The sequence below is a fragment of the Paraburkholderia azotifigens genome, assembly GCF_007995085.1.
Classification (GTDB): domain Bacteria; phylum Pseudomonadota; class Gammaproteobacteria; order Burkholderiales; family Burkholderiaceae; genus Paraburkholderia; species Paraburkholderia azotifigens.
Genome location: NZ_VOQS01000003.1, coordinates 2,706,569 through 2,726,843 on the forward strand (window position 1 = coordinate 2,706,569; position 20,275 = coordinate 2,726,843).

General features: G+C 64.0%; 15 protein-coding genes. 4 read left to right on the forward strand and 11 right to left on the reverse strand.

The window, feature by feature from the left end:
* Positions 1 to 323 precede the first annotated feature (323 nt).
* The 3 genes from FRZ40_RS29385 (at position 324) to FRZ40_RS29395 (ending at position 6,154) form a co-directional block, all read left to right on the forward strand.
* A complete protein-coding gene (locus tag FRZ40_RS29385; RefSeq protein WP_028367825.1) occupies positions 324 to 2,567 on the forward strand; it encodes an NADP-dependent isocitrate dehydrogenase in 2,244 nt (747 codons plus the stop codon).
* A gap of 132 nt (positions 2,568 to 2,699) precedes the next feature.
* Positions 2,700 to 3,941, forward strand: a complete 1,242-nt coding sequence (locus tag FRZ40_RS29390; protein ID WP_147236829.1) for an MFS transporter — start codon at positions 2,700 to 2,702, stop codon at positions 3,939 to 3,941.
* 227 nt (positions 3,942 to 4,168) lie between these two features.
* Positions 4,169 to 6,154 carry a hypothetical protein gene (locus FRZ40_RS29395; RefSeq protein WP_147236451.1) on the forward strand — a complete coding sequence of 662 codons (1,986 nt, stop codon included), beginning with the start codon at positions 4,169 to 4,171 and terminating at the stop codon, positions 6,152 to 6,154.
* A 75-nt stretch (positions 6,155 to 6,229) separates the two neighbouring features.
* On the opposite strand, the gene FRZ40_RS29400 is transcribed toward FRZ40_RS29395, so the two are convergent.
* Both FRZ40_RS29400 and FRZ40_RS29405 read right to left on the reverse strand, forming a co-directional pair.
* Positions 6,230 to 7,534, reverse strand: coding sequence for an MFS family transporter (locus tag FRZ40_RS29400; RefSeq protein ID WP_028367826.1), 1,305 nt, complete (start codon positions 7,532 to 7,534; stop codon positions 6,230 to 6,232).
* A 210-nt stretch (positions 7,535 to 7,744) separates the two neighbouring features.
* Positions 7,745 to 9,886, reverse strand: coding sequence for a hypothetical protein (locus FRZ40_RS29405; RefSeq protein WP_147236452.1), 2,142 nt, complete (start codon positions 9,884 to 9,886; stop codon positions 7,745 to 7,747).
* Between the two features lie 229 nt (positions 9,887 to 10,115).
* Between FRZ40_RS29405 and FRZ40_RS29410 the strand changes: the two genes are divergently transcribed.
* On the forward strand, positions 10,116 to 10,928 hold the full coding sequence (locus FRZ40_RS29410) for an alpha/beta fold hydrolase (protein ID WP_147236453.1): 813 nt from the start codon (positions 10,116 to 10,118) through the stop codon (positions 10,926 to 10,928).
* A gap of 6 nt (positions 10,929 to 10,934) precedes the next feature.
* On the opposite strand, the gene FRZ40_RS29415 is transcribed toward FRZ40_RS29410, so the two are convergent.
* The 9 genes from FRZ40_RS29415 to FRZ40_RS29455 form a co-directional block, all read right to left on the reverse strand.
* Positions 10,935 to 12,401: an efflux transporter outer membrane subunit gene (locus tag FRZ40_RS29415; RefSeq protein WP_147236454.1), complete on the reverse strand. Its 1,467-nt coding sequence runs from the start codon at positions 12,399 to 12,401 to the stop codon at positions 10,935 to 10,937.
* On the reverse strand, positions 12,398 to 13,417 hold the full coding sequence (locus FRZ40_RS29420) for an efflux RND transporter periplasmic adaptor subunit (protein WP_028367829.1): 1,020 nt from the start codon (positions 13,415 to 13,417) through the stop codon (positions 12,398 to 12,400). The genes FRZ40_RS29415 and FRZ40_RS29420 overlap by 4 nt, the downstream gene beginning before the upstream one ends.
* Entirely contained in the window at positions 13,414 to 13,623 is a 210-nt protein-coding gene (locus FRZ40_RS29425; RefSeq protein WP_147236455.1) for a DUF1656 domain-containing protein, read from the reverse strand. The genes FRZ40_RS29420 and FRZ40_RS29425 overlap by 4 nt, the downstream gene beginning before the upstream one ends.
* Positions 13,624 to 13,657: 34 nt before the next feature.
* Positions 13,658 to 15,811, reverse strand: a complete 2,154-nt coding sequence (locus FRZ40_RS29430; protein ID WP_028367831.1) for an FUSC family protein — start codon at positions 15,809 to 15,811, stop codon at positions 13,658 to 13,660.
* A 5-nt stretch (positions 15,812 to 15,816) separates the two neighbouring features.
* Positions 15,817 to 16,338, reverse strand: coding sequence for a MarR family winged helix-turn-helix transcriptional regulator (locus FRZ40_RS29435; protein ID WP_028367832.1), 522 nt, complete (start codon positions 16,336 to 16,338; stop codon positions 15,817 to 15,819).
* A gap of 111 nt (positions 16,339 to 16,449) precedes the next feature.
* Positions 16,450 to 17,031, reverse strand: coding sequence for a YdeI/OmpD-associated family protein (locus FRZ40_RS29440; RefSeq protein WP_147236456.1), 582 nt, complete (start codon positions 17,029 to 17,031; stop codon positions 16,450 to 16,452).
* 63 nt (positions 17,032 to 17,094) lie between these two features.
* Entirely contained in the window at positions 17,095 to 18,327 is a 1,233-nt protein-coding gene (locus tag FRZ40_RS29445; protein WP_028367834.1) for an NAD(P)/FAD-dependent oxidoreductase, read from the reverse strand.
* A 36-nt stretch (positions 18,328 to 18,363) separates the two neighbouring features.
* Positions 18,364 to 18,717: a RidA family protein gene (locus FRZ40_RS29450; protein ID WP_147236457.1), complete on the reverse strand. Its 354-nt coding sequence runs from the start codon at positions 18,715 to 18,717 to the stop codon at positions 18,364 to 18,366.
* A gap of 18 nt (positions 18,718 to 18,735) precedes the next feature.
* Positions 18,736 to 20,262 (reverse strand): amidase, encoded by a 1,527-nt coding sequence (locus FRZ40_RS29455; RefSeq protein ID WP_147236458.1) that lies wholly within the window; start codon positions 20,260 to 20,262, stop codon positions 18,736 to 18,738.
* Positions 20,263 to 20,275 lie beyond the last annotated feature (13 nt).

Below are 20,275 nucleotides of genomic sequence, written 5' to 3' on the forward strand. Positions count from 1 at the left end.
GACGCCATGACGCGAGGCCTGTCGCGACCGTCACGCTTTCGCCATGCGCGACGCGCAATGTCGATCTGCACGCCACGCGTTCCGAAACGTGTCAGCCGGAACAATTGTGCTTGTGTGCAATCTGCAAAATGAAATGAAATGCCGTTCTCAGCGCGGAAAGCGCGACACATCGACGCAAATCGTGCATTTTTTTGCGTTAAAGGCTATTCAATCGGCCCGATTCAAACCGTCAAAATCCAAAATAAGGCAAAATTCAGGGCATTCGCGTCGGCCGTGGCGTCGCCGGCGGCATTTCCCAACCTTTCTCGACCAAGAGCAAAGCGATGAGTAACAAGCAACCTACGATCATCTACACCCTGACCGACGAAGCCCCGCTGCTCGCGACGAGTGCCTTTCTGCCGATCATCCGTACGTTCACCTCGCCGGCTGGCGTCAATGTCGAGACCAGCGACATTTCCGTGGCAGGCCGTATCCTCGGCGAATTCCCGGAATTCCTGACGGAAGAGCAGCGCGTGCCGGACAATCTGGCCGAGCTGGGCCGCCTCACGCAGGACCCGGACACGAACATCATCAAGCTGCCGAACATCTCGGCGTCGGTGTTCCAGCTGGTCAGCGCGATCAAGGAACTGCAGTCGAAGGGCTACAAGGTGCCGGATTATCCGGAAGACCCGAAGAACGACGAAGAAAAGTCGATCCAGAAGCGTTACTCGAAGTGCCTCGGCAGCGCCGTGAACCCGGTTCTGCGCGAAGGCAACTCGGACCGCCGCGCGCCTGCCGCCGTCAAGAACTACGCGAAGAAGCACCCGCACAGCATGGGCGAGTGGAGCATGGCGTCGCGCACGCACGTTGCGCACATGAAGCATGGCGACTTTTACCACGGCGAAAAGTCGATCACGAATGACAAGGCACGCGAAGTCCGCATGGAGCTCGTCACGAAGCGCGGCGAGACGATCGTGCTGAAGCCGAAGCTTTCGCTGCAGGCAGGCGAGATCGTCGACAGCATGTTCATGAGCAAGAAGGCGCTGGTCCAGTTCTACGAAGACCAGATGGAAGACGCGCACAAGACGGGCGTGATGCTGTCGCTGCACGTCAAGGCGACGATGATGAAGGTCTCGCACCCGATCGTCTTCGGCCACGCCGTCAAGGTGTTCTACAAGGACGCGTTCGCGAAGCACCAGAAGCTGTTCGACGAACTCGGCGTGAACGTCAACAACGGCCTCGTCGATCTGTACACGAAGATCGAAGCGCTGCCGGAATCGCAACGCGAAGAAGTGATCCGCGACATGCACGCGTGCCACGAGCACCGTCCGGCGCTGGCGATGGTCGATTCGGCGAAGGGCATCTCGAACCTGCACGCACCGAACGACGTGATCGTCGACGCGTCGATGCCCGCGATGATCCGCGCTGGCGGCAAGATGTGGGGCGCCGACGGCCGTCCCGCTGATACCAAGTGCCTGATCCCCGAAAGCACGTTCGCGCGCATCTACCAGGAAATCATCAACTTCTGCAAGACCAACGGCCGCTTCGATCCGCGCACGATGGGCACGGTGCCGAACGTCGGCCTGATGGCGCAGAAGGCGGAAGAGTACGGCTCGCACGACAAGACGTTCGAGATCAAGGAAGACGGCGAAGCGCGCATCGTCGACAACGCAACGGGCGAAGTGCTGACAGCGCTCACGCAGCAGGTCGAGCAGGGCGACATCTGGCGCATGTGCCTCGTGAAGGACGCGCCGATCCGCGACTGGGTCAAGCTCGCCGTCACGCGCGCGCGCAACTCGGGCATGCCGGCCGTGTTCTGGCTCGACCCGTACCGTCCGCATGAAAACGAGCTGATCAAGAAGGTCGAAGCGTACCTGAAGGATCACGACACGAACGGCCTCGATATCCAGATCATGTCGCAGGTCCGCGCGATGCGTTTCTCGCTGGAGCGCGTGATCCGCGGGCTGGACACGATCTCGGTGACGGGCAACATCCTGCGCGACTACCTGACCGACCTGTTCCCGATCATGGAACTGGGCACGTCCGCGAAGATGCTGTCGATCGTTCCGCTGATGGCGGGCGGCGGCATGTACGAAACGGGCGCGGGCGGTTCGGCGCCGAAGCACGTGAAGCAGCTGGTCGAAGAAAACCACCTGCGCTGGGATTCGCTGGGCGAGTTCCTCGCGCTGGCGGTGTCGCTCGAAGAGCTGGGCATCAAGACGGGCAACCCGAAGGCCAAGGTGCTGGCGAAGACGCTCGACGCGGCAACGGGCAAGCTGCTCGACAACAACAAGAGCCCCTCGCCGAAGACGGGCGAACTCGATAACCGCGGCAGCCAGTTCTACCTCGCGATGTACTGGGCGCAGGAACTGGCCGCGCAAACGGACGACGCGGAACTCGCCGCGAAGTTCGGTCCGCTCGCCAAGGTGCTGACGGACAACGAGAAGACGATCGTCGGCGAACTGACGGACGTGCAGGGCAAGGAAGTCGATATCGGCGGCTACTACAAGCCGGACTTCGCGAAGCTGGAAGCGGCGATGCGTCCGAGCAAGACGCTCAACTCCGCGCTGGCTACCGTCACGGCGTAAGCCACTGTGATGTAGTGCCGTAAGCGAAGCCCGCGCATTCCGATGCGCGGGCTTTTTTGCGTCTGGCGGGTCGTGAATTTCGTCGACGTCAGCGCCCTGTACCACACGCAACGTAACCTCCCCGTCAACCGCATGCGCACCCAACATCAGGCGTTTTTCGCATCGCTGTTCTTCTCGCGGCTGGCGGACCAGATCCTGCTTTTTCTCGTGCCGCTCGTCGTGTTTCAGACTACGCAGCAGGCGACATGGTCGGGCCTTGCGTTCTTCATCGAGGCGTTCCCGCGCTATCTCGTGTTTCCCGTGTGCGGCGCGTTATGCGATCGCATGTCGCCCGTCGCGGTGCTGCGCGCGAGCCGGCGGTTTCGCGCGATCGCGTGCGCCGCGGGCATCGCTGGCTTCGTCGCTGTGGGCGGCATCGGCTGGCTGATCGCGTTGTCGGCGGTGTGCGGCACGTTGACGAGCCAGGGCCTGGTCGCACGCGAAGTGCTGCTGCCGCAAGTGTTTGCGTCGGAGCGCTTCGAGAAGGTGCTCTCGTATGCGCAGATCGCCGATCAGGTCGGCGTGGTGCTCGGTCCGATGCTCGCGGGCCTGCTACTGGGCTGGTGGCGCTGGGAATACGTGGTGGGCGTGGCGGCCGGGCTGTTTGTCGCCGCCGATGGCGCAACGCTGCTGTGGCAGCGCGCCAGCGCGTTCGAATGGAAGGGGCATGAGCACGCCGCTGCCATCGCATGGCTCGCGCCCGTGAAGACGGCGTTCGGCCATGTCGTGCGGCTGCCGGGTCTTGCACGGCTCGTCGCGCTTGCGGCTGCCGAGAATCTCGTGATCGGCGTGACGCTCGCGACTTCCGCCGCGATGGTGACGGGTTTGCATCGCCGCCCGGATGCGTTCTATACCTTCGTGCAAACGGCGGGCGCCGTGGCGACCATCGTGATTCTGCTGCTGATCGCGCGCGTGCAGATTCCGCGCAAAGCGCTAGGGCTCGTGTCGTTTGTGTCGATCTTTGCGGGCGGTTTGCTCGCGGGATGGAGTCCTTCCGTGTGGGGATACGTCGCCGGATTTCTGCTGATCGTCGGTTTCGACAAGATGTTCAGCATCTACATCCGCAGCGCGCGGCAAGCGATCATTCCCGTAAAGGATTACGGCAAGACGCTCGGCGTCGTCATCATGCTCAACAACCTGACGCAGCCGCTGGCGGGATTGCTGGTGGGCGCTTTCGCGGGAAATGGGCGGATTGGCATGGTGGTCGTCGCGATCTCGATGACGATGGGTGTGCTGGGGCTGGCCGTCACGCTCGTGAGCACGGGCGTGGCGCGTCGGTTTGGAAGCACGCGAGTTGCGTCGTCGGGCGGGCGGTCAGCGGACCGCGCCGACTAGATCCGCAAACAGCATGGATCGCACAAAGCCCGCGCGCGGGCTTTTTTCTTTTCTTTAACCGGGGACGTGATCCGGTAACGCACAACCTTCGAGTTCAGCGATCCACGTCAATACAAAATGTAATCGTATCGCGGACTACGTGAGCCGATTCGTGAAGATGAGTTGCCGCTTACGTGTGCCTCGGCGGCTCGTTCTCATTGAGGAGGCACCCTGTCACAGGAGTCCGTATGAAAGTCGATGTCACAAACCGCGAGTCGTGGGCCCATCATCGCGATGACGAGGAGGCGGAAGGAACACATCACGCCGGGCAACAGGACACAGCACGCAATCAGCCTGTCCGCCCCGTCGCAAAAGTCAGTACCCGTGCTTCGCGCGCAAATGACAAAGAAAACGCCGCGACCGCAACCCTTCCCGCCGCCTCTCGGACGACGGGCGCCAGCGAGCCAATGAGGGACGTCGCAACGGAAGCAGTCGTCGCGGAAGACGCGCTCGAAGCGGTCGATCAGTTCAACCAGGCGATGCAGCGCGTGTACGCCGATATGAGTAGCGGCAAGGATGTCACCGACGACATCCTTGCCCTGCTGAAACAGGTCGATAACCTGATGAAGCTCCTGTCCGCCGATAGGCCCACTGTGGACCAGCAGCACAAGATCGATCGACTCACTTATGTTCTCGAACACGCGCAACCCGGGGAATCGGTCGAAGAGAGCGGGAAGCGTGCTCATCTCGATCTATCGCGCCTTTCTCATCATTCGAGCGCCAGCGACTACGCCAAATACGGGAAACTGCCCAGCACAGTCACGCGCGCGGCGCTCTTCGACTGGGCGCGCTTCCACAATTCGAACGTGTTGAAAAACACATCGATTGGCAAGCTGCTGCAGCGGCCTCGATTGGCCATGCTGGATCAACTTGGACCCGGAACCCGAACAGGGTCGCTGGTGGGAACACGCGCGAACTCGGCCGGAAGTTACATCACGAAAGGGGTTTTATCGCTTCTGTCAGGGCTCGAAAAAGCGAGCAAAGGCCAGGATCCCACCAAAGACTTCCTCTCGGCTTTTGCGGCATTTGGCCAAGGCGCTAACGAACTGGTTCTCGGCGTGGGAACCGACATTGGCAACCACCTCGCGAGAAGTCGAGCCCTGGCCAAAAAGCCTGGCCCGTCAGCGGAAAAACCCACGGAATCCAAGGCGCCTGCCGGCAGCGAGTATCGCAATTTCGGCAAAGATGACCCGCTCGAGAGCGAGCTCGATCAGCAGGCAGAAGCTCAGAACCGCGAAATCGACGAACAGGTGGCCGACGGCCAGCAAAAGCTCCGTGACCAGGCATTGGCGAAAGTCGACGCTGCGCCGCGCGACGTCCAGCAATTGACGCTGCAGGACACCGCACACGACATTGCACCCGAGTACTATCAGATGCAGGAGATAGGCGCGGCCGTCAAGAAGCGCAGCCTCGAACTTGCAAAGGACACGCACGAAAACATCGTAAAAATCGACGAGAAAGCGCAACAGGCAATTGCGCAACTCAAGGCGCTGGGGTTTGACAACGTTGAAGCGGCGCGAGCGTCCGGGAACGCGGCGGCGCTGGCCCTTGTCGGGCAGATCGATCAATTGGCCGAGCTCAAGCGTTCCGCTTACGACGTGTTCAACAAGGCACTGGCCGAAAGCGACTCCATGTTGAAGCAGGCAACGGAAGCCTTTCACGAACTCACTGAGTTGCGTAAGGCTTCACCGGGCGAGGCCGCCGAGCGGCTCAAGGCGTGGGGAGAGAAATACGGAAAACGGTTTGCCGGCGTGCAAGACAAGTGGCTCAAGCAAACCGACACCTGGCCGGAATGGATGAAGGTTTCCAAACCGTTGCGGATGCAGCTGATACCGACGGCTGTCAACACGGCGCTAGGTGCCATACCCTTCGGAATCGCGCTTGACGACTACATCAAAAAGGCGAAAAACGGAACCCTCACCGAACAGGACAAACTGAATTTCGCCAGTGCCTGTATCAACCTGATTGCCGGGCCCGTCGGTTTCATTCCTGTCATCGGGCCTTTCGCGTCGATCGTTCTGACGATCATTGGTGCCATCTGCGGCGGTATGGCCGACCAGTCTGATCAGCGGGCGGCTGAAACGGCGGAATATAACCTCAAGGAGCAGCTGCGTGAGCAGTACAACAAGGCTCATCCTGACAGCGGAATCGGGGAGCCTTATGACGGAGACTGATCGCCCTTCGCAGTGAATGGACGCTGTAGCGGGGCGGTGCGGACCGTCTCTCGCAAGACGGCCCGCGTACATCCGTCAGAGTTCGTTGCGCAAGTAACCTTCCTTCGAGGGATCGCGCATGCGGAGCGACACGAGGCCGGCGATCGCACACAGCGCGGTCACGTACCAGTAGAACATCGGTTCGCTGCCTGCCTGCTTGAGCCACAGCGCGACATATTCCGCCGAGCCGCCGAAGATCGCGTTCGCCACCGCGTACGACAGTCCGACGCCGAGCGCGCGTACTTCAGGCGGGAACATCTCGGCCTTGATGAGGCCGCTGATCGACGTATAGAAGCTCACGATGGCCAGCGCGATGACGATCAGCACGAACGCCAGCACGGGGCTCGTCACGTCCTTTAGCGCGTGCAACAGCGGGACCGTGCCGATGGTCGCGAAGAGGCCGAACAGCAGCATCGACTTGCGACGGCCGATGCGGTCCGACAACGCGCCGAACGCGGGCTGCAAGAGCATGAAGACGAACAGCGCCGCCGTCATCACATTGCTGGCCGTCTTCGTGTTCATGCCCGCCGTGTTCACGAGGTACTTCTGCATGTAGGTGGTGAACGTGTAAAAGACGAGCGAGCCACCCGCCGTGAAGCCGAGCACCGTGAAGAACGCGCCCTTGTGTTGCCACATGCCGACCAGCGTGCCCGCCTCCTTGCGCCGGCGCGTCTCCGCCGTCGTCGTTTCGTCGAGCGAACGGCGCAGATACAGCGCGATCAGCGCCGCCACCGCGCCGACTCCGAAAGGTATGCGCCAGCCCCAGGTCTTCAGTTCGTCGGTGGTCAACAGCTGCTGCAGAATCACCAGCACGAGCAAGGCGAACAGCTGTCCGCCGATCAGCGTCACGTACTGAAACGACGCAAAGAAGCCGCGCCGGCCTTTCAGCGCCACCTCGCTCATGTAGGTTGCGCTGGTGCCGTACTCGCCGCCCACCGACAACCCCTGGAAGAGCCGCGCGACAAGCAGCAGCGCAGGCGCGAGCGCGCCGATCTGCGCATACGTCGGCAGGCACGCGATCACGAGCGAACCGCCGCACATCATGAACACCGACACCAGCATCGAGAAACGTCTGCCGCGCTTGTCGGCGAGACGGCCAAAGAACCAGCCGCCGATAGGCCGCATCAGAAAACCCGCAGCAAATACGCCCGCCGTGTTCAGCAGTTGCGCCGTCGTATCGCCTTTGGGAAAGAATGCGGGTGCGAAATACAGCGCGCAAAACGAGTAGACATAGAAGTCGAACCACTCGACGAGGTTGCCCGACGAGGCGGCGACGATCGCGAGGACGCGGCGCCGGGTTTCATTGATGCGAATTTCGGCGGGAGTGTGTAGATCTGTCATAGGCTGGTGTCTCCATTTTTGAGCCTGAACAAAGTTTCGACGGTGGACTTCCTCATGCCTTGACGCTCTTGACGGCGTATTGGTTCGGTATTCTAAATGAATGTGTAAGGTAGAGAGAAGTCTTGATTGTCCGATGCCCGTGTGCAGGATCGTCTCGTTTGTATTTCAGGCCATCGTGCCCGCGCACGTCGATGCACGGGCTATTCATAGTCAGCGTTGGGTCGACCAGCCCGCCTTCCACTGCGCGAGGGCACCCGCGTCTTCGGTAGATAAAGGAATGCTGCGCCTGTCGTGGACGCGTCCCGCCCTGTCCACCGAATAGAAGGCGTGCCGGTTGCGGTCGATCTTGTCCACCTGCTGGCTGCCGTCGGTGTTGCGGGTCATGTACGTCAGGGTTCCCGTGCCTTCGTCGGGGCGGTATCTGACGGAAGAAGTCTGTCTGCCGGTTCTGTCGTAAGTTTCTCTGGCGCCTTCGTGTCCGTATGCGTTGCTCGAACTCACGGTACGGCTGCCGTCGACGTCAGACACGGTCTCGACGGTGATGACACGGCCGGATTGCGGATCGTAGTTTTCGATCTTCTCGCTGTCGCCCGCCTTCGTGCGGGTTTGCGTGATCTGGCCTGCCGCGTTGTAACGGGTCGTGCTGATGGTGTGATCGTCGTGATGGATACGGATATCCTCGCGACTGCCGTCGGCGGCGTAATTGATCCGTTGATTTACCAGTCCGGAATCGGGATCGTAAGACGTCGAGCTGACCGGTTTTCCGTCGGGGCCGTATTGAACCTCGGTTCCCAGGGTGTTCTTGTCGGTGAACGACTTGAGCGTCTTGCTGCCGTCGGGGTTGGTGACGATCTGCTTCGTCAGCCGGTTGTTGGCGGGATCGTAGTAGTTCGTCTGGCCGCCGAGCGCGTCGTGCGAGCCCACCGGCTGCGGCGGTGCGATCGTGGCCGCGAGCCTGCTCCTCGCGTCGTAAGACTGCTGCGTTGCCTGATCGTAGGTGACGTGCTGTACCGCCGACCTGTTTCCCTGCTTGTCGACTGTGACCTGGGTACCCGTGCCGTTCGTACCGACCGTGTTCACGGTACGGCTGCCATCCGCGTTGAAGCGCGTGATGGATGCCACCCGGCCGGAGTCGTCGAACTCATAAGTGGCGACGGGCTTGCCGCTGGCATCGTAGTCGCCCTGCTCACCGACACTGCTCCGGGCGTTGAACCAATAAAGGGTCTTGCTGCCGTCCGGATGCGTGACTAGCTGGCTGATGTCGAGGCCGCTGCCAGGGTCGAAACGATCCTTTTGGGTTTCATGACCGCGAGAATCGTATTGCGTCATCTGCGTCGTATGGTTCTGTCCATTGAATTGCGTCTCCAGTCTTGAGCCGTCGGGGTTGAAGCCGCGCTCGACGCCGGACCGGTCGGCGTTGAAGTTGCTCTGCTGGATGGTCCGGCCGTTGCCGTTCTTGACGGTGACGCTGTAACTGCCGTTGGGCGCGTATGTGTAGGAGGATGTTTGCAAGGGTTTGCCCGCCGGGTCGACCGTGCGGGTCGATTGCAGTTTGCCGTCCTTATAATTCTGGGTGGACACGTCGCCCGACTCCCAGTGCTGACTCGCCGACGTGATGTCGCCAGTCGTGTCGTCGCCGGCGTAATTCGCAGACACCATCTTGCCCGGTTCGGTCGGCGCGGCGCCCGTGATCCTGCGGGTGTACGAGTCGTAGGTGCCATCGGCGCCATGACTGCCTGAGGTCGCCATCGAATTCATGCCGGTGCGGATCAGACGATTTTCGTTTTGCTTGTCCGTCAAGCCAGCAGGGCGATTGGCGTTCGCGCTGGCGATCGCGTTCATCGTCGGATCATCGCTGTTGATGGATGTTCCCGGATGACCCGGCGTCGCCGTGTTCCGTTCGATCTCGCTGCCGACCTTCCATCTGTTGTACTCCGCTTCGCCCTCGGCGCGCACGGGCCACATCGCTGTGGCGTTATAGACGCCCGGGTCGCGGGGATTGACGTTCGCTACGTATTTCTGTTTGAACGCTCTGTCCTGCGGCGCATAGATCAGATGCCCCATCTCATGAGCAAACGTGCTGAGCGCCATGTCATTGTCGCCGCCGAACAGACGAGGCGGAAACTGTAGCTGCCTTTTTTGAAGATCGTACTTCCCATCGGGATCGCCCGGAATGTCGCCCTTCACCGCCATAGGGAGATTCTCGCCCGTTGCGACCCGACGATCGCCCTCATGGATCTGCGAAACCAGCGTCGGACTTTTGTTGACCAGATCGAGCTGGCCGGGCGTCGGCTTCACATCACCCCAGAACGCCTCACTGCCGCTGACCGACTGCACTTTGGTATCCATCATTTCATCCTTTTCGTGAACATGATTGACCTGTCGGAAGACCCGGGTTCGGATCGCGACACCCGAGGACTGCGACAAGACCGCGCAAGGCGCGGCGATTCCAGTCTGCGAGGAAGTCGGGTTTCGCCGGTGATACGGGAATATGGGGCTGCATGGACGGAGCGGGACACGTTGCCGGTCGGCATCGATGTCACAATGACGCGTTCGCCTTTACGCCTGGGAGCGCCTCGACATGCAAACGGACGACGAGCTGAAACACTTCGAACCGCACGGCGCCGCGCCGTTGCCCGACGCGCGGGAAGACGGTTTCGTGGACAACGCGGGGGCACGCATTGCATGGTCGACCTATGGGACAGGGCAGCCCGTCGTGCTCCTGCATGGCGGCCTCGGACATCGCGGCAACTGGGGTTATCAGGTGCCCGCGCTCGTCGAGGCGGGCTATCGCGCGATCCTGATCGACAGCCGCGGACATGGCGGCAGCACGCGCGACGCACAGCCTTATAGCTACGAACTGATGGCGTCGGACGTGCTCGCCGTGCTCGACGCGCTGCACGTGCAACGCGCTGCGTTCATCGGCTGGAGCGATGGCGCGTGCACCGCGCTGATTCTCGGACGTAACGCGCCGCAGCGCGTCGCGGGCGTGTTCTTCTTCGCGTGCAACATGGATCCGGGCGGTGCGAAGGAGTTCGTGCCGACACCCGTGATCGAGCGCTGTTTCAACCGGCATCGCGCGGACTATCGGGCGCTGTCCGCGACACCCGATGACTTCGACGCTTTCGTCGCCGCCGTCAGCGAGATGCAGCGCACGCAGCCCAACTATTCAGCCGGCGATCTCGCGCAGATCGGCGTGCGCGTCGTCGTGGCGATCGGCGAGCAGGACGAGTTCATCCGTCAGGAGCACGCCGTTTATCTGGCGCAAAGCATCCCCGGAGCCGAACTGATCGTGTTGCCGAACGTCAGCCATTTCGCGCCGCTGCAACGGCCAGCGCTGTTCAACGGCGTGATCGGGCGCTTCGCGGGAACCGTCTTCGAAAGCGCCGGCTAATCGCGCTTATTCGCTCTTCGCGCCGGCCTTCGCGTTCGCTTCGTTCCTGTCCTCTTCCCATCCGCCGCCGAGCGCAAGGAACAGGTTCACCTGATCCAGCGCGACCTGGCCTTCCGCTGCCGACACCTGCGCGGCGACGCTCGTGAGCGTGCGCGTCGCATCGAGATCGGAGAGGAACGACTCGCGTCCCGCCGCATACAGACGATGCGTTTCGTCGGCGGACTGCACGGCCGACTTGTACGCGGTGCGCAGCGCGTCGGCGCGCGTCGTATCGGATGCGTAAGTCGACAGGCTCGTCTGCGTCTCACGCAGCGCATTCAGCACGACGCCGTCGAAGTGCGCGAGCGCGCCGCTCGTCGCGGCTTCCGCTTCGTGAACGCGCGCGCGCTGGCCGTTGATCGGGAACGTCCAGCTGATGAGCGGACCGAACGCCCAGCGGTTCGTCGTCGGGCCGAACAGGTCCTCGGCGATGCCGATCGAACCCGCCGACGCGCCGATGCTGACGGACGGGTACAGCGCCGCCGTCGCGACACCGATGCGCGCCGTCGATGCCGCCAGCAGCCGTTCTGCCTGGCGCACGTCCGGGCGGCGTTTGAGCAGCGCCGCGCCGTCGCCGACGGGAATCGGCTGCCGTAGATGCGGCAGCCTGGTGCAGGCGAGGGCGGCAGGCGGCAGCGCCGACGGCGCACGCGCGAGCAGCATCGCGAGCCGGTATTGCGCGGCGCGGCGCCGCGCGACGAAGCGCGGAATGTCGGCGGCGAGCGTGTCGGCCTGGGTCTGGCCGCGCGTCACGTCGGGCTGGTTGCCGCGGCCCGCGTCGCGCAGCCGCTGCGTGAGCTTGACGCGCTCCCGCTGCAAGGACAGCGACTGCTGTGCGATCTTCAGCTCTTCGGCCGCCGAACACGACTCGACATAGGCGCGCACGACGTCCGCGACCACGGTGATGCGCGCGAGATCGAGCGCGGCTTCGACGGCTTCGTCGTCGGCCTTCGCGGCTTCGACGCCGCGCCGCAGCTTGCCGAACAGATCGATTTCGTACGACACGCTCAGATCGAGCGCGCCTTCGTTGACGACGGGCAGCTTCTCGGTCAGCAAAAATTGCTCGGCCGATTCCTGCGCGCGCTGAAAGGCCGCCGACGTCTTGCCGGAGAAGCCGCCCTGTTCGTTTGCAAAGTCGAGCTGCGCGCGCGAGCGGGCAAGATTCGACGCGGCGACGCGCAGGTCCGTATTCGACGACAGCGCTTGCGTCACCAGCTGATCGAGCACGGGATCGTCGTACAGACGCCACCATTTCGACGGCACGGCTTGCTGCGTGACGGGCGCCTTGTCGGCACCGTCAATCGTGGTGTTCGCATACGGCGCATTGACGGCCGCGTTGTCGGGCAGCGTGTAGTTGGGGCCGACGGTCGTGCAGGCGCCCAACGCGAGCACGACGGGGAGCAGCGCCGTCTTCAGTGCAGGCAGGCGTTTCATTGCGATGCGCCCGATGCGGGATGCGTGGCGCTCGACGGCGCCGTGCCGACAATCGACGCGCCCGTGACAGATGCACCCGTGGCGCCCGAAGCAGCGGGCGCCGACGCCGGCGCCGCATTCGACGCCGCCGGGTGCCGTCCCTTCACCGGCTCGATGCCGCGCACCGACACCGTCGCCGTGCGGCCCGCGATCATGCGGAAGTCGGCGGGAATCTCGTCGAGCGCGACGCGCACGGGAATGCGCTGCGCAAGGCGCACCCAGCTGAACGCCGGGTTCACGTTCGGCAGCAGGTTGGGGCTTTGCTGGCGGTCGCGGTCTTCGATTGCGGCGACGATGCTCTGCACGTGGCCGCGCAGCGTGTTCGGCTCGCCCATCACCTTGATTTCGACCTGCTGGCCGATGTCGATGCCGTGCAGCTTGGTTTCCTCGAAGTAGCCGTCGACGCGGAACGAATGCATGTCGACCACGGACAGCACCGCGCGGCCCGACGACACGAACTCGCCGACGCGCGGCGCGCGGTCGTTCAGATAGCCGTCGACGGGACTCACGATCACCGTGCGCTGCAGGTTCAGGCGCGCCGTATCGATCGCCACTTCGGCGTCGGCGAGCGCGGCGGCTGCCTGCTCGACGCGCGAATGCGTTTCTTCGACGGCTTCGCGCGCGACGAGATTGCCGAGCGTGCGGTTGCGGGCGTCTTCGCGCCGCGCCTGGTCGAGCGTCGCACGGCGCTGCTGCGCGGTGGCCTGCGCGTTGCGCAGCGCCAGCGTGTAACGCGCCTGATCGATCACGAACAGCACCTCGCCGCGCTTGACCTGCTGGTTGTCGACGACCTTGACTTCGGTGATGAGGCCCGACACGTCGGGCGCGACCTGGATGACGTCGGCCCGCACGTGGCCGTCGCGCGTCCACGGCGCGAACATGTAGTAGTCGACCAGCTTCCACAGCACGGCCGCTGCAATCACGACGACGATGAGAGTGAGCAGGATTTGCCCGATTGAGAACCAGGTTTTTTTCACGTTTTGAACCGGTGCGAAACGATGACGACAAGCCCCAGCACCAGAACATAAATGCCGAGATCGAAAATGGAGCGGTGCCAGACGAGGCGATAGAAGCCCACGCGCGCGAGCACGGTGCGGATCGCCAGATTGACCAGATAGGCGATGAACATCAGCACCAGCACGCTGGGCACGAATACGCCGAGTACGTCGATTTCGCCGATCATGTGCGTCGACAGGATAAAAGAGTGAGGTTTCGCATCAGGCTGCCGTCTCCCGTTTGGGCGGCGCGTTGCTGCCGGGCGCGGGATGCGGGGGGAACAGCGACAGGCGCATGCCGACCAGTGCGTTGAGCGTGTCGCGCAGCCAGCGCTCGCCGGCCGGCGCAGCGGGCGCGGCGGCTTGTGCCCGTTGTCCTTCTTGCGGCTGCGGCTGTTGTGGAGCACCCACTTGACCCTGCGCGATGCTGTGCGTCGCCACGCGCGCGACGGCGGCGTCGATGGCGTCGATCAGCTCGCCTGGCACCGGCTGGCGCGCGCGGTGCGCAAGACATTGCTCGAAATACTGACGCACGCCCGCCAGCACGTCATCGATGGCGGCTTGCAAGTCGCTCGTCAGCTTGCGGCGCGTGCGGCGCAGGTCGAGCGCGTTCAGCGCGACGCGGAAGTCGCGGAAGCTCTCGATCGACGGATGGCGGTGCGAATCGCTCGCGGCATGGCGCGGCAGCAGTTGCATCAGCCGGTCGAGCATGCGCGAGTACAGGTTGCGCTGATCTTCGATCGCAGCCGTCGACGCGCTCACCACCACGTCGGCCCACGCGGAGCGCGTCAGTCGCTCGGCGGCGAGTTCCGCGCCGAACGGACGCGTGGCGCGCGTCCAGATGAAAGCGAACAGCAAGCCGCCCACACCCGCCAGATTGCTGTTGAGGAACACGAAGAAGTCGGCCTCATAAGCGCTCTGGATGCTGATGAAGGTGGCGGTGTTGACGGCCGTGAGCAGCGTCACGAGCGTGAATTGCGGTCGCGGAATCAGCGTGCCGATGATCAGGAACGGCCCGGAGAAGATCACGACCAGCATCGCGAAGTCGTGGACCTTCGGCAACACGACGAACACGTAGAGCCCGGCCAGCACGACGCTCGCGCAGGTCGCGAGGAAAAACTTGAAGACGGCGGGCGCGGGCTCGTCGAGCGCGGCGAAGAAGCAGATCGACACGGCCGCGAGCGCCACGGCCGACGCGCCGTCGTTCCAGCCCGACGTGATCCATAGTCCGCACGCGACGACGATTGCGCAGACGGCCGACGCCGTCGAGAACAGCATCATCCCGTAGTCGAAATAGCGTTCGGTGCCGCCCAGGCGCCAGTGGCGAAAGTGCGGCCGCCACATCACCGATTCATGGACGATGGCCGCGCGCAGGCAGCGAATGTCGCGCCATACGTCGATCACCTGGCCGAGCCGCCACAGCGCGTGCGACAGCAGCGCGCCTTCCCAGCTCGCCAGCGCCTGCGCGGACGGCTTCTGCGCCTCGACGCGCTCGCGCAGCGCTTGCGCCTCGTAATCGGGCTCGTCGGCGTGCTTCGCTTCGAGTGCGGGCGACTTGATCCACTTCGCGACGTCGGCCAGCAGCGCTTCCAGTTCAGGCGAATGCGCGCCGCGTTCGCGGGCCAGCTCGATCAGGGGATCGGCCATCGACGAAATCAGCGGCAGGAAAATCTGCATGCGGCCTTGCAAGGCGCGCGCACGGCGCACGATGTCGGGGCGCGTGTGGTCGTAGGTCAGCTGGCTCAGCAGGAATTCGAGGCCGTTGACGGTGGCGGCAAGACGCTGGCGCGCGGCCGAGATCGGCGCGCCCGCGATGTGGCCCGAGAGCGTCTCGCTCGCATAGAACGCGGCGTCGCGGAACCAGGCGTCGGTGCGCTCGATCAGCGTCGGCGCAAGACGGCTCGGAAACACGACGCTGCCGACGATGCTCGCGACCACGATGCCAAGCAGAATTTCTTCCGTGCGCGTGATGGCGAGATCGAACACGATCGTCGGATTCGTGACGGCGGGCAGGGCGATCAGCGGCAGCGTGTAGCCCGCGAGCAGGAACACATAGCTGCGTGCGGTACGGTCGTTCAGCGACAGATACAGCAGCGTGCCCGTCCACGCCGCGACGATCACGCTGAACAGGAAGGGCGACTCGACGAACGGCGGCACGATCAGCACGGCGCCCGCCGCGCCGAGCGCCGTGCCGAGCGCGCGGTACAGCGCCTTCGAGCGCGTCGCGCCGACGAACGGATTCGAAACGATATAGACGGTCGCCATCGCCCAGTACGGGCGCGGCAGTTCGAGCGCAAGGCCGATATACAGCGCAATCATCGCCGCCGCGAACGTCTTGGCGGAGAACAGCCAGTCGCGGACTGAGGGATAGACCATGACGGTTATGCCTTGCCGGTTGTGCGTGATTTGCTGCCGGACCGGACGGGGACGGCTGGCTCGCCGGATGTGTCTCTGTCGGACATGACTGTAGCATCGAGCGACGCATTGAATGCATTGAGCACCCGCAGCGTCGTCTCGAGGTCTTCGCGGCTCACGCCTGTCAGTACGCGCGCGCGCAGTTCCGTCAGGCGTTCTTCCATCCGCGCGGTGACGGCGCGGCCTTCGTCGGTGAGGGAAATGGTCTTGGCACGTTTGTCGTCGGGATCTTCGTCGCGGCGCACGAGACCCGCCGCGCATAGCTGGTCGAGCAGCCGCACCAGCGACGGACCTTCGATGCCCACATGTTCCGCCAGCGTCACCTGCCGCACCGCCTCGCCGAGCCGGTTGGCCGTGAGCAGCGGACCCGCGCACGCTTCCGACACGTTGTAGGCCGACAACACGCTATGGCTCGTGCGGCGCCAGCGGCGCGCAGCGACGACCAGCGTGCTGCTGACGGAGCGGCGCAGAAGGTGGAGATTGATCATGGGCCGCGATTGTATGTCGGTTTTTATTCGTTAGCATCCTATCGACCCATATTTTTTAAGGGAATGCTACAAAGTTCGCTTACCGTGTGTTTCAACGGCGCCGCGCTGGCGTCATCCGTCGTTCAATCCTTTGCCTTCGAGAATCAGCGGCGTGCATTTGTCGATCCGCGACTCGCGGGTTTTCGTCTGTCTGGCCGAAGAAAAATGCAGCAGATAGGCGCGTTGACGGCCGGGCGTCAGCGCTTCGAAAGCCTTTTTCAAGGACGGCTGCGCGTCGAGCCGGTTCTGGAATTCTTCGGCGACTTCGAATTCCGCGGTCGTTTTGCGCGCCACTTTCAGGCCGGCCCGTTCGACTTCGATGGCCTGACGGATATAGGCTTTCAGCGTCCCTTCGAGTTTGACGATGTCCTTGAGGCCAGTGAAGCGAATCTGGCGCGCGGACTGCACGTTTTCCGTCTGCTGGATCAGCAGGCCCTTGGGGTCGTTCATCAGCGCGCCCTTGACGAACAGCAGCGCGCAATAGTCCTTGAAACCGTGAATGAGCACGACGTTGGCGTTGTCGGCCGTGTAGCACGGCACGCCCCATTTCAGTTCTTCCGTCAGCGGACAGGCCAGCGCGATCGCCCTGAGCTGCTCCGTTTCTTCACGCCACTTCTTGAGTTTGCTGATATAGGCGTCGACCTTCGGATTCATCGTTGTCCCTCGGGAATCAGGCGAACCCATGGTACAGGCGCCCACCCCACGCGGCAAACGCGGCTAGAAACGGTCGGCGCGAAACGGATGCGGATCGGCGACGGTCGCGGCGCCCGTCATCATTTCCGCGAGCAGGCGTCCCGTGACGGGACCGAGCGTCAAGCCGTGATGCGCATGGCCGAATGCGAACCAGAGGTCCTTATGCCGCTTCGCCGGGCCGATGATGGGCATCATGTCCGGCGTGCACGGCCGCCGGCCGAGCCACGGACGCTCGTCGAGCCGCGCGCCGAGCGGGAAGGTCGCGCGCGCGATGGGTTCGATCGCATCGAGTTGCACGGGCGTCGGGGGCGCGTCGCACGCGGCGAGTTCCGCGCCCGTCGTCAGGCGGATGCCGCGCGCCATCGGCGTGATCATGTAGCCGATTTCGGTGTCGAGCACCGGTTGATTCAGTTGCGCGCCGTCCTGTGCCGCGTAGTGCATGTGATAGCCGCGCTTGACGGCGAGCGGCAGCCGGTAGCCGAAGCGCGCGCTGACGACATCCGACCAGGGCCCGAGCGAGATCACGGCGGAGTGCGCGTCGATGCGGCCTGCATCCGTCTCGACGCTCCACTGAGGCTCGAGCGTCGCGGCATCGCCGATGAAAATCCGGCCGCCCAGTTGCTCGAAGTAGCGCGCATAGGCCGTCACGAGCGCGTTCGGATCGCTGGTGGAATCGGCGTCCGTGTAGCGCAGCGCGCCGAGCAGCGCGTGACTCAGCGAAGGCTCGGCACGCCTCAGTTGCGCGGCATCGAGCGCCTCGTAAGCAACGCCGTACTCGGCGTTCCAGCGCTGCACGTTGCGCAGTTCCGCGTCCTGCTTGCGCGCGCTGCGGAACACCTTGAGCCAGCCGCCCTGGCGCAGCAGCGTCTGCGCGCCCGCTGCGTCGATCAGCGCGCGATGCTCGTCGACGCAATGTTCGATCAGCGTCGAGTACGCCCGCGCGATGGCCGCGTGACGGTCGGCGCGCGAATGATGCCAGTAGCGGTAGAGAAACGGCAGCAGCTTCGGCATCGCATCGGCGTGATAGCGGACGTCGAGCGAGCGGTTGCGCGCGTAGCGCAGCAGCGTGCCGGCATCGCGCGGAAACGCGTACGGATACACGCCTTCGCGCTGGATCAGCCCCGCGTTGCCGAACGACGTCTCGTTGCCGGGCGCCTTGCGATCGACGAGCGCGACGGACAGCCCGCGCTGTTGCAGGTGCACGGCGATCGACACGCCCACCATGCCCGCGCCCAGTACGACGGTATCGAACTTCATTGCTGCGTTTCCTTGCCGTTCGAGATCATGCGAGCGTCACGCCAGCGCGGTCACGGCGATTTCGACGTCGAGACCGGGCTTCATCAGCAATGCCTGCACGCAGGCACGCGTCGGCGCGTGACCGGACGGCACCCACGCGTCCCAGACGGCGTTGAACTCGTCGAAATGCTTCGGGTCGCTGAGCCACACGTTCGCCGTGAGCACGCGCGTCTTGTCGACATTCGCCGATGCGAGCAGCGCGTCGATGCGATGCAGGATTTCCGTCGTCTGCACGCTGATCGGCGCGCTCGCCGTATCGGGCACTTGCCCCGACAGATAGACGATGCCGTTGGCGATGACCACCTGGCTCATGCGTGCGTTGGTTTGCAGTCGCTGGATTTCATTGGACATGATGGTGTTCCCGGTGAGTTAAACGGATGACATGCCGGCCTGCGCTTCGCCTGTCGCTTCGAAAATGGGCGGCGCCGTGACGATCGATTTCAACGCCGGGTCCGCTTGCGTGAGCTTCGACAGATCGGGACGCGGTCGCCGCAATGCCGGGTCCTTGTCGAAAGCCTGTTCCATCGCGCGCGCCACGGCGAGCGTTTTCAGATCGCCATGAAACGGCCCGACAATCTGCAAGCCGAACGGCATGCCTGCCTGATCGACACCACAGGGCAGCGACAGCGCCGGATGCGTCGTCAGCGTGACCACGTAAGTCAGCGCGAGCCATCGATAGTAATTCTCCTGCGCGCGGCCGTTGATCTGCGCGGCGTACAGTTCGCGCCACGGGAACGGTGAGACGGGCGTGGTCGGCGAGAGGATCACGTCGTAACGCTCGAACGCGGCCTGGAAGCGCCGGAAGATGCGCGTCTGTTCGGCCTGCGCCCACGCGCTGTCGGCGAGCGTCATCGCGGCGCCCATTTCGTAGTTCGCGCGCGTGTTCGGGCCGAGCGCGCCGGGGTCGCGCGCATAGGCATCGCGCAGACCCGCGACGAAGCTCTCCGCACGGATCACGTCGAAACAGCGGTGCGCGTCGCCGAGATCGAACGCGACGGGCTCGCAGGTGTGCACGAGCGGCGCGAGCGCCGCCATGCGCGAGCGGAAGAGGGCACGGATGCCGTCGTCGACGTCGCAGCAGCCGAAGTCTTCCGTATAGCCGATGCGCAGCGTCGAGAGATCGAACGCGGGCAGCGTCGCGTAGCTCGACGGGTCGACTTCGTAGCTGAGCGGATCGCCCGTCGACAGGCCCGCTGTCGCCGCCAGCTGCAGCGCCGTTTCGTCGACATCGCGGCCCATCGGGCCGACGACCGAGATCGGCGTCCAGCCGAGCAGCCGGCGCGAATTCGGCACGAGTCCGGCGGAAGGCCGGAAGCCGACCACGCCGCACTTCGATGCCGGAATGCGCAGCGAGCCGCCCGTGTCCGAACCCGTGCAGACGGGCAGCATGTCGCAGGCGAGCGCTGCCGCCGAGCCACCGGACGAACCGCCCGCGTTCAATTCCGGATCGAACGGATTGCCCGTCGCGCCCCAGACAGGATTGCGCGTGTTCGCGCCCGCGCCGAGTTCGGGGACGTTGGTCTTGCCGACGAGAATCGCGCCCGCCGCGCGCAGCCGCTCGACCAGCACGACATCGCGCGAAGGCACGTGGCCGCGCGACATCGGCGAGCCGTAGGTGGTGAGCAGGCCCGCCGTGTCTTCGAGATCCTTCACGCCGAGCGGCAGGCCGTGCAACAGGCCGAGCGGCGCGCCGTCGAGCACCCTGCGCTCGGCCGCTTTCGCCGCCGCGCGTGCCGCGTCGTAACAGGTGGCCGTGATCGCGTTGACGGCGGGATTGATGGCCTCGATCCGCTCGATGCAGGCGTCGAGCAGTTCGACGGGCGAAATTTCTTTGGCGCCGATCATGCGGCGCAATTCGACGGCGTTGCGGCTGACGAGGTCGTCGTGACTAGACATGGTGGAAAGTCCC